Below are 17281 nucleotides of genomic sequence, written 5' to 3'. Positions count from 1 at the left end.
GGCCTGCAGCACGGGAGTGGGGGAGGAGGTGGCGGTCATCGGGACTTCTTCCGGGAGATCTGGTCGACGGTCACCGCGAGGATCACCAGGACGCCACCGGCCGAGTACCCGCCGCACTGCGCGTTACGCACCGGGTGCCGTCGGTGCCGGACCGGCGGGGTTCACGGTCACTCGTGGGCCGGGGCACGGCGCGGGCATGCGATCCGCCCGAAACGATCTCGTCGTCGGCCGGCCCCAACTAGGCTTGTCCTCATGGAGATTCTGGGAGCCACGCTGCGGATCTGCGTCGACGACCTGGAGGCTTCGGTGCCCTTCTACGAGAGACTGGCAGGCGGCCGCGCCCTGCGCTTCGAACGAGGTGGCGTCTCGGTGGCCGCGGTCGGCTGTTTCCTGCTGATGAGCGGGCCCGAGGCCGAGCTGGAGATCCTGCGCAAGGTCGCCGCCACCATCGCCGTCAAGGACGTCGACGAGGCCCACCAGGTCCTCGGCGACTCGGGCGCCCGCATTCTGGCGGGCCCGCTCGCCACCCCGGCGGGCCGCAACCTCATCGCGATGCATCCGGACGGCAGTGTGTTCGAGTACGTGGACCGGGGGGCCTGACGGAGGGGCTAGACACCCGGCTGCGGCCGCATCCGGAAGTCGTACCGCCCCGGCAGCGGCTCCTGCGTCAACCGTGCCCACAGGTCGCTGATCGCCTCCGCACCCTCCCGGAGATCGGCCACCTCGAACCCCGCGTCGAAGACGGCCCGCGCGGCATCCCGGTCGCCCTCCGCGAGAAGCAACTCGGCCTCGATCAGCCTGAATCGCCCCCCCGAGCGCGTGGCGGGCCGCAGCCGCTCCCACACGCCCCTCGCGTCCCCCACCCGCCGCACCGCGAGCAGCGCGGCCATGGCCTCGCGCCCGAGTGCGGCCGTGGCCGCCGTCCATGCCTCCCCGTGGTCGCGGCGCTCCTGACACAGGTCGTCGAAGGCGTCGGCGTACCGTTCGGCGGCCCGCTCCCTGTTGCCGGCCTCCAGGTCGGCGACGGCCAGGCAGCGCAGCAACGGCCAGAGGGAGGGGGCGAGTTCGAGGGCGCGCTCCCAGCTGCGCACGGCCTGCGCGAGGTCTCCGGCGTGCCACTGGGCGACGCCGAGGTGGTACTCGGTGAGCGGCTTGGCGGGCGCCGTCTCCAGCATGTCCCGCCAGTGCGTCGCGACGAGGGTCTCCCCGGGCGGCCCGACCCGGCGCGGCTCGGGGAAGTCGCCTGAGCGCAGCAGTTCGAGCCAGGGCGCCTGCGCCTCGCCGAGTGTGGACTCCTCGAAGGGGGTGCCCGGCAACTTGTGGCCGGCGCGCAGCACTTCGAGGGCGCCCCAGCCGGAGCCGACGGCCAGTGTCTCGCCGGGTTCGGTGTCCGCGTACGGCTTCCACGCGTCGTACGCGGCCTCGACGGCGGCCCGGGGCAGCGCGGACTGCAACCGTCCCTCGACCTCCGCGCGCGCCGCCGTCCAGTCCGGCCCGTGCACGGCCGGTGCGTCCGCGCTCAGCGGCCCGTACGCCTCCAGCCAGGACACCTCGCTCTCCGCGTCGAGCCGTACGTGCTCCAACTGCGTGCGCACGAGCCCGGCCTGGATCTCGCAGTAGCCGCCGGTGCCGGGCTCGGTGAGCCACTCCTGCCAGCGGCGTCCGCCGGGTCCCGCGCCCCAGACGAACAGCTTGCGGCCGCGCAGCACGTCGGTCGACGTCTGCACGAGACCGTCGCCCGCGTCGTCGAGCGCGGCGATCCAGCGGCGCTGCCCGTCGGGCACCTCGTAGAAGTAGTCGGCGGGGAAGGTGCTGTTCAGCGGGTATGTGCGGTCGGTGCCGTCGTACCGGGGGACGGGCACCCGGCGCAGCTGACGCTCGTATCCGAAGTGCCAGGCCTCTTCGGCGGGGGCGAGCACCCGGCGTTCCTCGGGCACGGCGATGTTGGACCACCAGTAGGTGGGCGCGGGCCTCTCGTGCGGGTTGCGGATGCGGACGCCGACGTAGAGGAAGTCGGAGCCTTCGGGCAGCCACAGGTCGACCTGGAAGGGCAGGTCGCGCAGCCGCTCCCACTCCCACAGGCGCAGCATCTCACCGCCGTCGGGGGCGGGAACGCGGGCGGCGTGCACGGGTGAGCAGGACAGGGTGGTGTGGCCCGTGGCGCCGATGTTCCACTCGATGCCGCCGGAGAACCAGGCGCCGTTGAGCGCGAAGCAGGCGGGCTGGAGCACCGGGTTGCGGTAGAGGAGTTCACGCCCGGTGGGCTTGTGCAGCAGGGAGGCGACACGGCCGCCGAGGCCGGGCAGCACCACCGCCCGCAGCCGGTCGTTCTCGATGACGATCGTGTCGATCCCGCGCGGCTCGCGCCGTCGCCCGTACCCGTCCTTGACGCGCTCGGGCAGGACGCTGTGCAGGGGCGCGTAGCCGATCTGCCGGGCCATGTCGCGCGGCAGGCTCGCGCGGTCCCGGTCGTCGATGCGGTGCATCTCGTCGAGGGGCCGCAGCGGCGGCAGGGGGTTGGCAGGGCCCAACTCCGCCGCGGGCAGGGTCAGTACGTCACGTCGGATCGTCGTCACATCGACCATGCAACCTCGTCCGGGAGTACCTGACCAGGGTCTCTCCCGGTCAGGATCCGGTCAGGATTGCGCAAAGGCGGCCACGTCGCCGCCGGGCCACCGGTGCCCGGCCGCCGGACTCATGCGCGCACCATGTCGGCGGTGAGGGCCCACCGTTCGTGGTCGCGCCAGGCGCCGTCGATGTGGAGGAAGTCGGGCGAGAATCCCTCCAGCCGGAAGCCGCAGCGCCGGGCGAGCGCGATGGAGGCGGCGTTGCCCGGCTGCACGTTGATCTCCAGCCGGTGCAGCCCCATCGCGCAGAAGGCGTACCGGACGACGAGGCCGAGCCCCTCGCTCATCAGCCCGCGTCCTGCGGCATGCGCGAAGGCGCCGTACCCCAGGGTGCCGTTCAGGAAGGCGCCCTCGACGATGTTGCTGACGCTGATGAACCCGGCGATGGCCCCGCCGTCCCGTTCGCAGACCAGGAACCCGGCCCGCGTGCGGTCCTCGATCACCCGCTGCGCGTACGCGGCGTAGCCGGGGCCGCTGGTGGGCGGGAACAGCCAGGGCTGGTGCAGTTCCTTGCTCTCCCGGGCCCGGGCGGTGAACTCGGTGCCGTCCTCATAGGTGAAGAGGCGTATGCCCACGCGGGAGCCTTCGGCGAGGTAACGGGCGTCGGTCTCAGACATCCGGCCACAGTACGCGGGCCCGTGCCGACGCCGTCGCCCGCGCCTGCGTCAGCGTCGTCGCCTCACGAAGTACACCCCGCACAGCGCGCCGATGACCGCCGTGCCGAGCAGCGCCATCCACAAGGGCATGGTCACTTCCGGGATCAGCAGCCGGATCTTGGTGCTGCGGGTGTTCTCGAAGATGAAGACCAGGGCGAGGACGGCCAGCGCGGCGACGGCGACCCGGGTGGGCGTCAGCAGCCCGCCGGCGCCCTTGCCGCCGCTCGCACCGGCGTTTTCGGAGATCTTCGGGCTCATGCGCTCAGCATGAGCCCGAAGTGCGCGGTGCGCGCGGTGGGAGGCTCCTGCGGGTGATCCGCCTCAGTCGCCGGCCACTGGGAGCTCCAGTACGCCGGTGTCCTTGGGCGAGCTGGTGATCGTCACCGGCTTCACGCCCTTGTTCCCGAAGTACGCGTCGTCGCTGGCCGCGACGACCAGGTCGAGCCGGTGCCCGGTCTCGTACCGGTGCACGATCCCCGGCAGGGTGACGGTGAACCGCTTCGTCACGTCCGGCACCCGCACCGGCGCCACCAGCCGGTGGACCAGCGTCTTCGTGCCGTCGGGTGCCACGTCGTACAGCTTGGCGAAGAGGACCAGCTTGTCCGCCGCGTCGCCGGAGTGCTGTACGCGCTCGGCCGTCGGCGAGAGGACCCTGAGGCTGACCCTGGGCGCGCCCACGACGTCGAGCGGCCCGGTCAGCGGCTCGCTCGTCCATCCGAGGTAGGTGCCCTCGGTGTCGTACGGCGCCGGGTCGGGCAGTCCGACCAGTCCGGCGAGGGAGCTCTCCGAGTGGCTCGTGGGCACCAGCAGGTTGTGGTATTCACGGCTGCCGCGCGCGATCTTCTTGCGGTTGTCGACGAGTTTGCCGTCACCGGAGAGGTAGAGCTTCCGGTCGGCCGCGGGCACCTGTCGGGCGGTGGCGTAGGTGCTGTTCGGGTCGGTGATCCAGTCGCGGTAGTACGCGAAGGCGGGTCCCGTGCGGATGTGCTTGTCGTGGTGGAGGTAGCGGTCGAACCAGTCGAGGATCCGCCGTCCGACGTAGCTGGTCTCCAAGTTGCCCTGGGCCAGGTTGAGTTCGCCGCTCGCCGGGTCGTTGCGTCCGCCGCTGTGCCCCCAGGACTGCCAGATCATCTTCGTGGTGGTGCCCTGCGCTTTCAGCGTCCGGTACGTCGCCGTCGCCTCGTTGAGGTTGAAGAGGCTGTCGGTCTGCCCCTGGACCAGCAGGGTGGGCGCGCGTACGCCGCGCAGGTAGGAGACCGGGGACACACTGTGCGCGTAGTCGAGCAGTCGGCGGGTCCGCTCGGCCGGATAGGCACCGGAGTTGAGGGTGCGGATGGTGGCGCAGGCGTCGCTGATGAAGTGCAGGCAGTCGAGGGAGTTGATGCGGGAGGGGTCGAGGCCCGGCACCGTGATGGGTTGGCTCTCCCCGATCAGGTAGAAGCCGTTGGTCCACTGCCACTTGAAGGCTCCGGGCACGGGTCCGGCGCCGGCGGCGTTGTTGGGGTCGAGGGCGTACGCCAGGTTGTTCCAGGTGATCATCGGGACGAGCGCGTCGACGCGGTGGTCCACGGCGGCGGTGGCCAGCTGGACGGCGCCGCCGTAGGAGCCGCCGATCATGCCGACCCGGGGGTCGCCCTTGCCGTCCCGGGTGACGAAGTCGGCCCTGGTGCCGTCGTCGGCGGCCCGGGTGCCCGCGAGGAAGTCGACGAGCCGGGAGGCGGCCACGCCGTCGATGCGCGGGTCGTCGAGCGAGATCAGGCAGCCAGACCTGCCGAATCCCAGGCCGGAGTAGACGAGTCCGACGTAGCCGCGGGCCGCGAACGCCTTGCCGATCGCGTCCGTCGAACCGTCCGACTTGCTGCCGCCGAAGCCGTTGGTGGCGAGGACCGCGGGCGCGGTGTGGTCGCGGTCCAGCCCTGCGGGCCGGTACAGGTCGGCGTCGACCGTGCAGGTCCGCCCGCCCGTCTCGACGGTGAACTTCAGTGCTGTGACGGTGTATTGACCGTCCTGCGCCGCGGCCGCGGGTGCGGCGACCGCGAGGGGAGCCGCCAGTGCGGCGCCGAGGGCGAGGGCGAGTGACGTACGGGATCTGCGCACACGAGAACGACGGGACACAGAGACCTCCACGCTGAGGGCAACCCGATTACCGACCGGTAGTCATGCTGTGACACGTGTCAGACGGCGGTCAATCACCGTGCCGCAGGTTTCTTGACGAGGATTCAGTGAGATCCGCCGCCCGGGATCCCGCCCCGGGCCCTCACCGCAGCGCGGGTTCCTCCAGCGTCAACGTCCCGGCGTCCGCGTCCAGTTCCGCCGCCGCACCGAACGGGATCGTCAGTCCGCCCTCGCAGTGCCCGAACCCGAACTCCTCGACGACCGGCACCCCGAGCCCGCCGAGCCGGTCGGCGAGCAACGCCCGCACCTGCGCGTACGCGTCACACTGCGCCCATGAGCCGAGCACGATCCCGGCGACCCCGTCGAGCCATCCGGCCCGCAGGAGCTGGGTGAGGTACCGGTCCAGACGGTAGGTCTCCTCGCCCACGTCCTCCAGGCACAGCAGGCCGCCGCGCGCGGAGGTCCGGGCGTGCGGGGTGCCCAGGTCCGCGGCGAGCAGGCACAGGCAGCCGCCGAGGAGGACGCCGTGCGCGCGGCCGGGCACCAGCGCGGCGCCGGGGCGGGCGGACGTGATCGTGCGTACGGTCTCGGGTTCGAAGAGCGTGGCCCGCAGGTGGTCCTGCGTCCGCGCGTTCTTGATGAAGTCGATACCGGCTGCCATCGGCCCGTGCAGGGTGACCAGTCCGACGCGGGTCGCGAAGGCCTCGTGCAGCGCCGTGATGTCGCTGAACCCGATGAGCACCTTGGGTCCGGCCGCGCGGATCGCGTCCCAGTCGAGGAGGTCGACCATCCGCTGCACGCCGTAGCCGCCGCGGGCACACAGCACGGCGTCCACGCCCGGGTCGCACCAGGCGGCCTGGAAGTCGGCGGCACGGTCGGCGTCCCGGCCTGCGAGGTAGTCGAACGCGGCATGACGGTCCAGGACATGGGGCGCGACCACCGGGTCGAGGTCCCAGCCGCGCAGCAGGTCGAGGCCGGCCTCCAGCCGCTCCTCGGGGACGGGCCCACTGGGCGCGACGACGGCCACGCGGGCGCCGGGGGCGAGGCGGGCGGGTCTGACGAGGGGCTTCACCGGGTGTGCTCCAACCTCTTCGCAAATGCACTTACTTGGACAAGGCTGTCGAGGGGCGCGGTCACTTGACCAGCTCCAGCGTCGGGATGCCGGGCGGGTTCAGCCCGAAGGCCTGGGCGTACAGCGAGAGTTCGGACTCCAGGACCCGCACCATGGTCTCCGCCCTGCGGAAGCCGTGCCCCTCGCCCTCGAAGGTCAGGTAGGCGTGCGGCACGCCGCGCCCCGCCATCCTGGCGAGGAACCGCTCGCACTGCACGGGCGGGCAGATCGGGTCGTCGAGGCCCTGGAGCAGCAGGAACGGTGCGGTGACACGGTCGGCGTGCTCGGCGGGCGACCGCTCCGCGTACCGGCCCGGCACCTCGGCGAGCGGGCCCACCAAAGTCTCCAGGTACTGGGACTCGAAGTCATGGGTCTCCCCCGTGCCCCAGCCGGCGAGGTCGAGGATCGGGTAGAGGACCGTGCCGCAGGCGTAGACGTCGGTGGCGGCGAGGGAGGCGGCAGTGGTCCAGCCGCCCGCGCTGCCGCCCCGGACGGCGAGCCGCCCGCGGTCGGCGGTGCCCTCGTCGGCGAGGGCGAGCGCGACGGCCGCGCAGTCCTCGACATCGACGACACCCCACTGCTCGCGCAGCCGGTTGCGGTACTCCCGCCCGTACCCGGTCGAGCCGCCGTAGTTGACCTCGGCGACACCGATGCCACGCGAGGTGAAGTAGGCGATCTCCAGGTCGAGGACGAGCGGTGCGCGGCCGGTCGGGCCGCCGTGCGCCCAGATGACGTACGGCGGCAGTTCGTCGCCGGCGGCGACCAGCGTGGGGTGGTGCGGCGGGTAGATGTGCGCATGGATCTCGCGGCCTGCCGGCCCGGTGAAGGTGCGGATCTGCGGTTCCGGGTAGTACGCGGGGTCCACCGGGTCGTCGTGCGCGGCGCCGATCACCCGGGCGCGCCCGGTGCGGGCGTCCAGTTCGACGACCTCGTGGGCGCTGCGGGGGCTGGCTCCGACGCCCACGACACGGCTGCCGTGCACGGCGAGCGTCGGGGCGAACTCGGTCCAGGGGCCTGCCGCGTCGACGAGTTCGCCGCTCTCCGGGTCGAGTATGCCGAGCGCGGTGGCGCCCCGGCCGTGCACGACGGCGATCAGCCCGTCCTCCAGGGGCGCGAACCACCGGTGCCCGATCTTCCACAACGGCCCGCCGAACTCCTCGTCGCGGGCACACAGCGGCTGGCCGTCGCGGTACAGGTTCCACCAGCCGGTGCGGTCGCTGACGTGCAGGAGCGAGCCGTCCACGCCCCAGTCCGCCTGGGCGATCGACTCGTCGGGACCGCCGGCCACCGTGCGCGGCCGGCGCAGGTTCCCGTCCGGGGTCACGTCCGCGACGACCAGTTCCGTACCGTCCCACGGCATGCGCGGGTGGTCCCAGGCGAGCCAGGCCGCGCGCCGCCCGTCGGGGGACAGCCGGGGGCCGGTGACGAACCGGTGCCGTCCGTCGGAGAGTTCGCGCACCGCGTCCCGTTCCTGGGCGGCCGATCCGTCCAGGGGTACGGCGGCGAGGACCCGTCGCAGGTCGGTCGGCGCGTCCCCGGTGAACTCCTCCAGCACGCACCAGACCTCGCCCCGCTCGGGACGCAACTGCGGGTCCACCCAGCGCAGTCCGCCCCCCACCGGGGACACCGGCGTCAGCGGCCGCGGCTCGGACCCGGGCCCCGCCGCGGATTCGGGCTCGTAGGCGTACAGCCGCTGGTCGGCGAAGTTCACGAAGACCACGAGCGGCCCTTCGGCTCCCATGACCCCGGCCCAGGGCCGCCCGCCGTACTCGATGACCCGGCTGCGCACGTTCCACGGGGCGGGCAGGACCGACTCCTGCGTGCCGTCGGCCGCGCGTCTGACGAGCGTGCGCCGCCCGCCCTCCGTGGGCCGCGGCTCGCTCCACCACACCTCCTCGCCGACGAAGCCGACGAACTCGGGGTACCCGTCGTGCGCGGCGGCGAGTGCCGCGTCGATGGGCGAGGGCCACGCACCGTAGGGCAACGTCTCAGTCATCTCCCCCAACTTCCCCTAGGCCGTGCGCAGAAAGCGGTCGAGGACGCGGACACCGAAGTGCAGCGCCTCGACCGGGACCCGCTCGTCGACGCCGTGGAAGAGGGCCTGGTAGTCGAAGCCCTCCGGCAGCTTCAGCGGCGCGAACCCGTAGCCGGTGATGCCGAGGCGCGAGAACTGCTTGGCGTCCGTACCGCCCGACATGCAGTACGGCACCACGTGCCCCTCCGGCGCGAACTCCTCGACGGCGGCCCGCATTCGCGCGTACGTCACCGAGTCCACCGGCGCCTGGAGGGCCACCTCGCGATGGTGGAACTCCCACTCCACGTCGGGTCCGGTGAGCCGGTCAAGGGTCGTGCGGAACTCGTCCTCGCCGCCGGGCAGATATCGGCCGTCCACGTGGGCGACAGCCTCCCCGGGAACCACATTGATCTTGTAACCGGCGTTCAGCATGGTCGGGTTGGCGCTGTTGCGTACGGTCGCCTCGACGAGCGAGGCGGCCGGGCCGAGCTTCGCCAGGAGGCCGTCCACGTCGTCGAGGTCCGCGTCGATGCCGTAGAGCGCGGCGAGTTCGGTGAGGGCCGCGCGCACGGTAGGGGTGAGCCGAAGCGGCCACTCGTGGGCGCCGATGCGGGCGATCGCGGCGGCCAGCCGCACCACCGCATTGCTCCGGTTCACCTTGGAGCCGTGTCCGGCACGGCCGCGGGCGGTGAGCTTCAGCCAGCCCGTGCCGCGCTCGCCGGCCGCGATCGGGTAGAGCTGTCGTCCGCCGCCGTCGTGGAACGTGAACGCCCCCGATTCGCTGATGCCCTCGCTGCAGCCCTCGAACAGTCCGGGGTGCCGGTCGGCGAGAAAGCCCGACCCGTCCTCGGCGCTCGCCTCCTCGTCGGCGGTGAAGGCGATGACGATGTCCCGCCGGGGGCGTACTCCTTCGCGCGTCCAGGCCCGGACGACGGCGAGGATCATCGCGTCCATGTTCTTCATGTCGACCGCGCCCCGGCCCCACACGACCCCGTCGCGGATCTCCCCGGAGAACGGGTGCACGCTCCAGTCCCGCGCCTCGGCGGGCACCACGTCCAGATGCCCGTGGACGAGCAGCGCGTCCGCCGAGGGGTCGGTGCCCTCGATGCGCGCGACGACGTTGGTGCGGCCCCCTGTGCGTTCCAGGAGGGTCGGCTGCAGGCCCGCCTCGGCCAGCCGCGCGGCCGCGTACTCGGCCGCGGGCCGCTCCTGGCAGTCCCCGCCGCCCCGGTTGGTGGTGTCGATGCGGATGAGGTCGGAGGTGAACGTCACGACCTCGTCCAGCGCCTGCCCGTCAGCCATACTGCTCCTCCACCGCGGCCGAGACGATCGTGGTGACCGCCTTGAAGGTGCGGATGCCCTCGTACATGGTCCCGCTGCTGTACGCCACCTTGCGCTCGCCGACGCGCCGGACGCCCGGCACGACGGTGGCCGCCATCGACAGATGCTCGGCGTCGAACTCCAGCGCCACGGTGAACGGGCCGCCCCGCACCGGTTCATGACGGACCGCCAGCTCGGCGGCCGCCTTCGCGGCGGACCGGATCTCGGCGGCGGTCCTGGCCGGGGTGCGGCACACCGCCGCGTACCGCGACACATGGTCCTTGACCGCGACCTTCAGCGCCTCGGGCGCGTATCCGAGCGCGTCGTCGCACGCCAGGTCGTCGCCGGTGACCAGCACGACGGGCACGCCGTACTCGGCGACGACATGGGAGTTGAGCAGTCCCTCGCTGGCCCGCACGTCGTCGACCCACACCCCGGTGATGGAGTTGGCGAGATACGTGTGCGCGAGCACGCCCTCCATGCCCGCGCCCGTGTGGTAGCCGACGAACGCGATGCCGTCCACGTCTCCGTGCTGGACGCCCTCCACCATGGACAGCGCCTTGTGCCGCCCGGTGAGCATCTCCGCCCGCTCGTCCAGCTGCTCGAGCAGCAGGTTCCGCATCGTCCAGTGCGCCTCGTTGATCAGCACCTCGTCGGCCCCGCCGTCGAAGAAGCCGAGCACCGCGGCGTTGACGTCCGAGGTGAACATCGCCCGGCACCGCTCCCACTGCGGCGTGCCGGGCAGCACGTCGGCCGGCCAGGTCACACCGGTGGCGCCCTCCATGTCGGCGCTGATGAGGATCTTCATGGCGTATCACGTTACGCGCTCACCCGCGCCGTACGCCGCCCCGCGCGACGAATCGCCGTGGATGTGCCCGCGCCCGACCCGTCGGCAGGCCACTGCGTGTATACGCGGATCCTCAGGCGTTCCAGGTCCAGTCCGCGACCTCGGGCAGGTCGGTGCCGTGCTCGCGGATCCAGGCGTGGTGGCGGGTGCGGGCGTCGGCCATCCGCTGGCGTACGGCTGCGGCGCGCCCGGCCAGCCCGGGAACGCGGTCGATGACGTCCATGACCAGCCGGTAGCGGTCCAGGTCGTTGCGGACGACCATGTCGAAGGGTGTGGTCGTGGTGCCCATCTCCTTGTAGCCGCGGACGTGGAGGTGGCGATGTCCGGTGCGGCGGTAGGCGAGGCGGTGGATCAGCCACGGGTAGCCGTGGTAGGCGAAGATCACCGGCTTGTCGGTGGTGAACAGCCCGTCGTACTCGAAGTCGCTCATCCCGTGCGGGTGTTCCTCGCGCGGCAGCAGCCGGGTCATGTCGACGACGTTGACCACGCGTACGGCGAGTTCGGGCAGATGGCGGCGGAGCAGGTCGGAGGCGGCGAGCACCTCCTGGGTGGGCACGTCGCCGGCACAGGCCAGCACGACGTCCGGCTCCCCGCCGTTCTCGCTGCCGGCCCACTCCCAGATCCCGGCGCCGCGGGCGCAGTGGGAGCGGGCCTGGTCCATGGAAAGCCAGTCGAAGCAGGGCTGCTTCCCGGCGACGATCACGTTCACGTAGTCGCGGCTGCGCAGCGCGTGGTCCGCCACCGACAGCAGGGTGTTGGCGTCCGGCGGCAGATAGACCCGGACGACCTCGGGGCTCTTGTTGAGGACGTGGTCGACGAAGCCGGGGTCCTGGTGCGAGAAGCCGTTGTGGTCCTGACGCCAGACGTGCGAGGTGAGCAGGTAGTTGAGCGAGGCGATCGGGGCCCGCCACGCCAACTCCCGTGATGTTCGCAGCCACTTGATGTGCTGGTTGACCATCGAGTCGACGATGTGCACGAACGCCTCGTAGCAGGAGAACAGGCCGTGCCGCCCGGTGAGCAGATAGCCCTCCAGCCAGCCCTGGCAGGTGTGTTCGGAGAGGATCTCCATGACCCGGCCGTGCCGGTCCAGGTGCTCGTCGACCGGGAGGTGCTGGGCCTGCCAGGCCTTGCCACTGGCGTCGAAGACGGCCTGCAGCCGGTTGGAGGCGGTCTCGTCGGGCCCGACGAGACGGAAGTCGCGGCGGGCCGCGGTGTCCTCCATGACCTGTTCGAGGAGGTCGCCGAGGATCCGGGTGGGCTCGTGCAGGGTCGCCCCCGGCTTGTCGACGGGGACTGCGAACCGGTCGAGTGACGGGATCGGCAGGTCACGTACGAGCACGCCGCCGTTGGCGTGCGGGGTGGCGCCCAGCCGTCGGCGGCCCTCGGGGACGCAGGCGAGGACGTCGGCGGTGGGCCGGCCTTCCGCGTCGAACAGCTCCTCGGGCCTGTACGAGCGCAGCCACTCCTCCAACTGCCGCAGATGCCCGGGGTTTTCGCGCACCCCGGCCAGGGGGACCTGGTGGGCGCGCCAGGTGCCCTCGACGGGGACACCGTCGACCTCGGCGGGCCCGGTCCAGCCCTTCGGTGTCCGCAGCACGACGACCGGCCAGTGCACGCGCTCGGTCGCGCCCTCCCGGCGGGCCGCGCGCTGCGCCAGGGCGATCTTGTCCAGCGCCTCGTCGAAGGCCGCGGCCATGGCACGGTGGACCTCCAGGGGGTCGTCACCGGTGACGTGGATCGGCTCGTGGCCGTAGCCGCGCAGGAGCGCGTCGAGTTCGGACTCCGGGAGGCGGGAAAGCACCGTCGGATTGGCGATCTTGTAGCCGTTGAGGTGCAGGATCGGCAGGACGGCGCCGTCGTGGACGGGGTCGAGGAACTTGTTGGAGTGCCAGGAGGCGGCCAGCGGCCCGGTCTCCGCCTCGCCGTCGCCGATCACGCACGCGACCAGCAGGTCCGGATTGTCGAGGGCCGCGCCGTAGGCGTGCGCCAGCGAATAGCCGAGTTCGCCGCCCTCGTGGATCGAGCCCGGCGTCTCCGGCGCGACATGGCTGGGCACCCCGCCGGGGAACGAGAACTGCCTGAAGAGCCGCTCCATGCCCGCCCCGTCCCGGGTCACGTCCGGGTAGGTCTCGCTGTAACTGCCCTCCAGCCACGAGTTGGCGAGCACGGACGGCCCTCCGTGACCCGGCCCCCACACGCACAGCGCGTCCAGGCCACGGGCCTTGACCACCCGGTTGAGGTGCGTGTGCACGAGGTTCAGGCCCGGTGACGTGCCCCAGTGGCCGAGCAGCCGGGGCTTGATGTGCGCGGGCGTCAGGGGCTGCGTCAGGAGAGGGTTGGCGAGCAGGTAGATCTGGCCCGCGGCAAGGTAGTTGGCGGCGCGCCAGTGGGCGTTCAAGGTGCGCAGCTCCGTGTCGGTCAGTACGGTGCTGTTCGGGTGTTCGACCTTGGGCATGAAGGGCTCCGTAAGTCCGCGTAGGTCATCGAACGGAAGTGGACGGCATGGCCGGCAAGAAGGCGGCGGCAGTGCCGCGCAAGGTGTACGAGCGGGAACTGCTGCGCCTGCAGACAGAGTTGGTGAAGCTGCAGGAGTGGGTGCGGGCCGAGGGCGCCCGGCTCGTCGTCGTGTTCGAGGGCCGGGACGCGGCCGGCAAGGGCGGCACGATCAAGCGGGTCGCGGAACATCTCAACCCGCGCGTCGCACGCATCGCGGCGCTTCCCAGGCCGACCGAGCGCGAGCGCACCCAGTGGTACTTCCAGCGGTACGTCGAGCACCTGCCCGCCGCCGGTGAGATCGTGCTGTTCGACCGCAGCTGGTACAACCGGGCCGGGGTCGAGCATGTGATGGGCTTCTGCACCAAGGAGGAGTACCAACTCTTCCTCCGGCAATGCCCCCTCTTCGAGCGCATGCTCGTGGAGGACGGGATCCTGCTGCGCAAGTACTGGTTCTCGGTGAGCGACGCCGAGCAGCAGGAGCGGTTCGGGCGCCGTCTGAAGGACCCGACGCGGCGCTGGAAGCTGTCGCCGATGGACCTGGAGTCGATCACCCGCTGGGAGGCGTACTCCCGGGCGAAGGACGAGATGCTGGTGCACACGGACATCGCGGAGGCGCCGTGGTTCGTCGTGGAGAGCGACGACAAGCGCCGGGCCCGGCTGAACACGATCGCCCATCTGCTCTCCACCGTGCCCTACCACGAGGTGCCGCCGCCGGTCCTGAAGCTGCCGGAGCGGCCCCCGTCGACCGGCTACCAGCGCCCGCCACGCGATCTGCAGACCTACGTCCCCGATCACGCGGCGAGCCTCTGACCCACCGGCGACGGGCAGCTCCGGGCCCGTCACCTGTCTTCGTGGAAGTCGGTGTCGAAGTCGAACACGATGCGGGCCTTGACCTCGCCGCGCAGCACCTCGTCGATCGACTCGTTGACGGAGGCGAGCGGCCGCGACTCGCGGACGACCCTGGTGCGGCCCGCCGCGTGCAGCTGGAAGACCTCCGCGAGGTCCTGCCGGGTGCCGACGATGGAGCCGATCACGCTGGTGCCGCCCAGCACCGCGTCGAAGATCGGGACCTGGACGGTGCCGTGCGCGGGCAGGGCGACCATGACGAGCTTCCCGCCGCGCCGCAGCCCGGAGTGGACGGCGGAGAACGCGGACTCGTTCACCGCGAGCGCAAGGGCGGCGTGCGCACCGCCGTGCCGCTTGAGCACGGCGCCCACGTCCTCCTTGCGGGCGTCGATGACCAGGTCGGCACCCAGCTCGGCGGCCAGGGCCAGCTTCTCGTCGGTCACGTCGATCGCCGCCACGGTGGCTCCGGCGATCTTCGCGTACTGCACGGCGAGGTGACCGAGACCGCCGATACCGGAGACCGCCACGAGCTGGGCCGGCCGGACGCCGGCGACCTTCAGCGCCTTGTACGTGGTCACACCCGCGCAGGTCAGGGGCGCCGCGTCGCGCGGATCCACACCCTCCGGCACCGGCTGGGCGAAGTCGGCCCAGGCGAGCATCTTCTCGGCATACCCGCCGTCGCAGCCGTACCCGGTGTTGATCTGCTGCTCGCACAGCGTCTCCCAGCCGGACAGACAGTGCTCGCACCGCCCGCAGGCCCTGCCCAGCCAGGGCGCCGCCACACGCTGCCCGACCGACAGGTGGGTGACCCCCTCACCGAGCTTCTCGACGAGGCCGACACCCTCGTGGCCGGGGACGAACGGCAGGCTCGGCCTGACCGGCCAGTCGCCGTGCGCGGCGTGGATGTCGGTGTGGCACAGCCCGGAGGCCTCCAGCCGGACACGGACCTGACCGGGACCGGGCTCCGGGTCGGGGCGCTCCTCGATGACCAGAGGCTCACCGAACACTCGTACGACCGCTGCCTTCATGATCTGCCTCTCCTCTGTTCGCGTCCGGTTCCAGACTCGGCGCAGTGGGGGTGGTCCGGCAGGGGTCACTGGTCCTGCCGGGGGACCGATCGGCCTTGGATTCGACCGCAAGGGCCGGGTGCCGTCCGGGCCCCCGCCCCGGGCCGGGCGGCCCCTGGCGCCCGGCGGGCGTCGGGCACACCCTGGAAGTGGCAGGCCGTACGAGTGCGTCCGTACGAGTGAAGAGGGCCGTGATGAACACTTCGCCAAGTTCCACCATGCTGCGTGTACTGCCGGCCGAGGACCGGGACCGGCTGATGCAGCTCGCCCAGGAGGTGTCGTTTCCCAAGGGGGCGCGCCTTTTCGAGGAGGGTCGGCTCGCCGACCGGTTCTGGATCATCCGCACCGGCACCGTGGCCCTCGACATGCATGTCCCCGGGTGCCGCGCGGCCGTCATCGAGACGCTCGGACACAACGAACTCCTCGGCTGGTCCTGGCTGTTCGCCCCGCACATCTGGCATCTGGGTGCCGAGACGACGAGCCCGGTGCGCGCCTACGAGTTCGACGCCGCCGCGGTACGCACGCTGTGCCGGGCGGACCCGTCGCTGGGCATGCTGGTGACCCAGTGGGTGGGCGACGTCCTCGCGCACCGGCTGCGGTCGGCGCGGACCAGGCTGCTGGACCTGTACGCCCCGTACGGGAGCGGTGACCCCCGATGACGACAGCCGGGGACCGGGCCGGCCGAGAAGCCCCCGTGCACGGCGGCCCGCGCATCGTGAGCGACGTGATGACCTCGACGGTCGCCGCCATCGGCCGCGGGGCGGCCTTCAAGGAGATCGTCCGGGTCATGCAGGACTGGAAGGTCAGCGCCCTGCCCGTCCTGGAGGGCGAGGGCCGGGTCGTCGGTGTCGTGTCGGAGGCCGACCTGCTGCCCAAGGAGGAGTTCCGGGACAGCGACCCGGACCGGGCCGTCCAGCTCAAACGCCTCGCCGATCTCGCCAAGGCCGGGGCGCTGACCGCCGGGGAACTGATGACCTCCCCGGCCCTCACCGTCCACGCGGACGCCACCCTCGCGCAGGCCGCGCACACCATGGCGCACGCCAAGGTCAAAAGGCTCCCCGTCGTCGACAAGCTGGGCATGCTGCAGGGCGTGGTCAGCCGCGGTGATCTCCTCAAGGTGTTCCTGCGCGACGATGACGAGATCGCCGAGGAGGTCGACCGGGAAGTCGTGGCGTACGTCTTCCCGGCGCCCGCGTCGAACGTCCGGGCCGAGGTGTGCGAGGGCGTGGTCACCCTTGTCGGCCACACCCCCGACACCTCCCTGGCCGCCGTGGCCGCGCGCCTGGTGCGGGCCGTCGAGGGAGTCGTGGACGTGCAGTTCGATCTCAGGGGCCCGCAGGACTGACCGAACCGCGGCGCCCTATGCCGTACGCCCCGCCACCAGCCACTTCGAGGGAAGCTCGATGCGCCTGCCGTCGGCCGTGAACTCGGTGGTGATCAGCGGGAGTTCGCCGCTCGCGAGGATCGTGAGGCCCGCGGTGCGAAGGTAGTCGGGGATCGCGGCGTCGCTCACCTCGCCGGGTGCGATGCCGTGCCGGAAGACCGGCGCGAGCTTCGCCGGCGGGCCTTCGGGGCTCTGTGCCAGGCCCCTGAGGACGGTCCCGGCGGCTTCGGCCAGTTCGACGACGAAGGCCCGGCCGCGCTCCCCCACCAGGGCCGCCAGGCTGTTCACCAGCGGCTGCCGGTCGTCCGGTTCGCACTGGTGGAGCACTCCGCGCATATAGACGTTGGCGTCACCGAGTTCGGCGTGCAGCGTCTCGGCGTCGTTCTTCTCGGACCCGTCGAACAGCCGGTAACGGGCCTGCCCCGCCCGGTCGGCGCGGCGGGCGTGGTCGAGCGCCGCGGCCGAGAGGTCGGCGCCGACGACGTGCGGGAACCGGTCGGCGAGGAAGCGTGTCTGCGTTCCGTTGCCGCAGCCGAGGTCCACGAGGGGCAGCCCGGGCGCCGCCAAGTGCCGTTCGAACAGGGGGAGATGGACGCCGACGGTCAGCGCGGGCTCCGCGTCCCAGAAGACCGACCCCGGCTCCTCGGAAGCCTCTCGCCAAAAGCCCTCCCAGGCCTCCCTGTACCGACTCGTCACGCTCATGCCCGCTCCCCAGGTTGTGCCGGCGGCCCGCCGGTTGTGGCAGGCCAGATCGGTCTACCGCGCCGGGGGTGAGGCGACAAGCGGGACGCGCATTCC

General features: G+C 71.9%; 15 protein-coding genes. 4 read left to right on the top strand and 11 right to left on the bottom strand.

Annotated features, from left to right (window positions below; genetic code table 11):
* Nucleotides 1–252 precede the first annotated feature (252 nt).
* Nucleotides 253–600, top strand: coding sequence for a VOC family protein (locus tag ABZS97_RS15815; protein ID WP_356137914.1), 348 nt, complete (start codon nucleotides 253–255; stop codon nucleotides 598–600).
* 8 nt (nucleotides 601–608) lie between these two features.
* On the opposite strand, the gene ABZS97_RS15810 is transcribed toward ABZS97_RS15815, so the two are convergent.
* From ABZS97_RS15810 to ABZS97_RS15770, 9 genes are all read right to left on the bottom strand, one after another.
* Nucleotides 609–2585 carry a DUF5107 domain-containing protein gene (locus ABZS97_RS15810; protein ID WP_356137912.1) on the bottom strand — a complete coding sequence of 659 codons (1977 nt, stop codon included), beginning with the start codon at nucleotides 2583–2585 and terminating at the stop codon, nucleotides 609–611.
* 110 nt (nucleotides 2586–2695) lie between these two features.
* Nucleotides 2696–3244 (bottom strand): GNAT family protein, encoded by a 549-nt coding sequence (locus tag ABZS97_RS15805; protein ID WP_356137910.1) that lies wholly within the window; start codon nucleotides 3242–3244, stop codon nucleotides 2696–2698.
* 48 nt (nucleotides 3245–3292) lie between these two features.
* Complete coding sequence (locus ABZS97_RS15800; RefSeq protein WP_356137908.1) at nucleotides 3293–3541, bottom strand: LapA family protein; 249 nt, start codon at nucleotides 3539–3541, stop codon at nucleotides 3293–3295.
* A gap of 63 nt (nucleotides 3542–3604) precedes the next feature.
* On the bottom strand, nucleotides 3605–5380 hold the full coding sequence (locus ABZS97_RS15795) for a CocE/NonD family hydrolase (protein ID WP_356137906.1): 1776 nt from the start codon (nucleotides 5378–5380) through the stop codon (nucleotides 3605–3607).
* 160 nt (nucleotides 5381–5540) lie between these two features.
* Complete coding sequence (locus ABZS97_RS15790; RefSeq protein WP_356137904.1) at nucleotides 5541–6470, bottom strand: LD-carboxypeptidase; 930 nt, start codon at nucleotides 6468–6470, stop codon at nucleotides 5541–5543.
* 61 nt (nucleotides 6471–6531) lie between these two features.
* Nucleotides 6532–8505, bottom strand: a complete 1974-nt coding sequence (locus ABZS97_RS15785) for a prolyl oligopeptidase family serine peptidase (protein WP_356137902.1) — start codon at nucleotides 8503–8505, stop codon at nucleotides 6532–6534.
* 15 nt (nucleotides 8506–8520) lie between these two features.
* The gene (locus tag ABZS97_RS15780; protein ID WP_356137900.1) at nucleotides 8521–9825 is read right to left on the bottom strand and encodes a M20/M25/M40 family metallo-hydrolase; all 1305 of its coding nucleotides are present in this window, start codon (nucleotides 9823–9825) and stop codon (nucleotides 8521–8523) included.
* Nucleotides 9818–10651 carry a M55 family metallopeptidase gene (locus ABZS97_RS15775; RefSeq protein ID WP_356137898.1) on the bottom strand — a complete coding sequence of 278 codons (834 nt, stop codon included), beginning with the start codon at nucleotides 10649–10651 and terminating at the stop codon, nucleotides 9818–9820. The genes ABZS97_RS15780 and ABZS97_RS15775 overlap by 8 nt, the downstream gene beginning before the upstream one ends.
* Before the next feature lie 112 nt (nucleotides 10652–10763).
* The gene (locus ABZS97_RS15770) at nucleotides 10764–13145 is read right to left on the bottom strand and encodes a phosphoketolase family protein (RefSeq protein ID WP_356137896.1); all 2382 of its coding nucleotides are present in this window, start codon (nucleotides 13143–13145) and stop codon (nucleotides 10764–10766) included.
* Nucleotides 13146–13192: 47 nt separating this feature from the next.
* Between ABZS97_RS15770 and ppk2 the strand changes: the two genes are divergently transcribed.
* Nucleotides 13193–13996, top strand: a complete 804-nt coding sequence (gene ppk2 / locus ABZS97_RS15765; protein ID WP_356137894.1) for a polyphosphate kinase 2 — start codon at nucleotides 13193–13195, stop codon at nucleotides 13994–13996.
* Between the two features lie 29 nt (nucleotides 13997–14025).
* On the opposite strand, the gene ABZS97_RS15760 is transcribed toward ppk2, so the two are convergent.
* Nucleotides 14026–15060, bottom strand: coding sequence for a zinc-dependent alcohol dehydrogenase (locus ABZS97_RS15760; RefSeq protein ID WP_356137892.1), 1035 nt, complete (start codon nucleotides 15058–15060; stop codon nucleotides 14026–14028).
* Nucleotides 15061–15293: 233 nt separating this feature from the next.
* On the opposite strand from ABZS97_RS15760, the gene ABZS97_RS15755 reads away from it, so the two are divergent.
* Both ABZS97_RS15755 and ABZS97_RS15750 read left to right on the top strand, forming a co-directional pair.
* Entirely contained in the window at nucleotides 15294–15758 is a 465-nt protein-coding gene (locus ABZS97_RS15755; RefSeq protein WP_356137890.1) for a cyclic nucleotide-binding domain-containing protein, read from the top strand.
* A gap of 35 nt (nucleotides 15759–15793) precedes the next feature.
* On the top strand, nucleotides 15794–16444 hold the full coding sequence (locus ABZS97_RS15750) for a CBS domain-containing protein (protein WP_356137921.1): 651 nt from the start codon (nucleotides 15794–15796) through the stop codon (nucleotides 16442–16444).
* Nucleotides 16445–16459: 15 nt separating this feature from the next.
* Here ABZS97_RS15750 and ABZS97_RS15745 read toward each other — a convergent pair whose 3' ends face one another.
* Nucleotides 16460–17185: a class I SAM-dependent methyltransferase gene (locus tag ABZS97_RS15745; protein ID WP_356137887.1), complete on the bottom strand. Its 726-nt coding sequence runs from the start codon at nucleotides 17183–17185 to the stop codon at nucleotides 16460–16462.
* Nucleotides 17186–17281 lie beyond the last annotated feature (96 nt).

The organism is Streptomyces sp. NPDC005485 (genome assembly GCF_040606085.1).
Classification (GTDB): domain Bacteria; phylum Actinomycetota; class Actinomycetes; order Streptomycetales; family Streptomycetaceae; genus Streptomyces.
The sequence above is the reverse complement of the archived record's forward strand: the minus strand, read 5'-3'. Positions and strand labels throughout refer to the sequence as shown.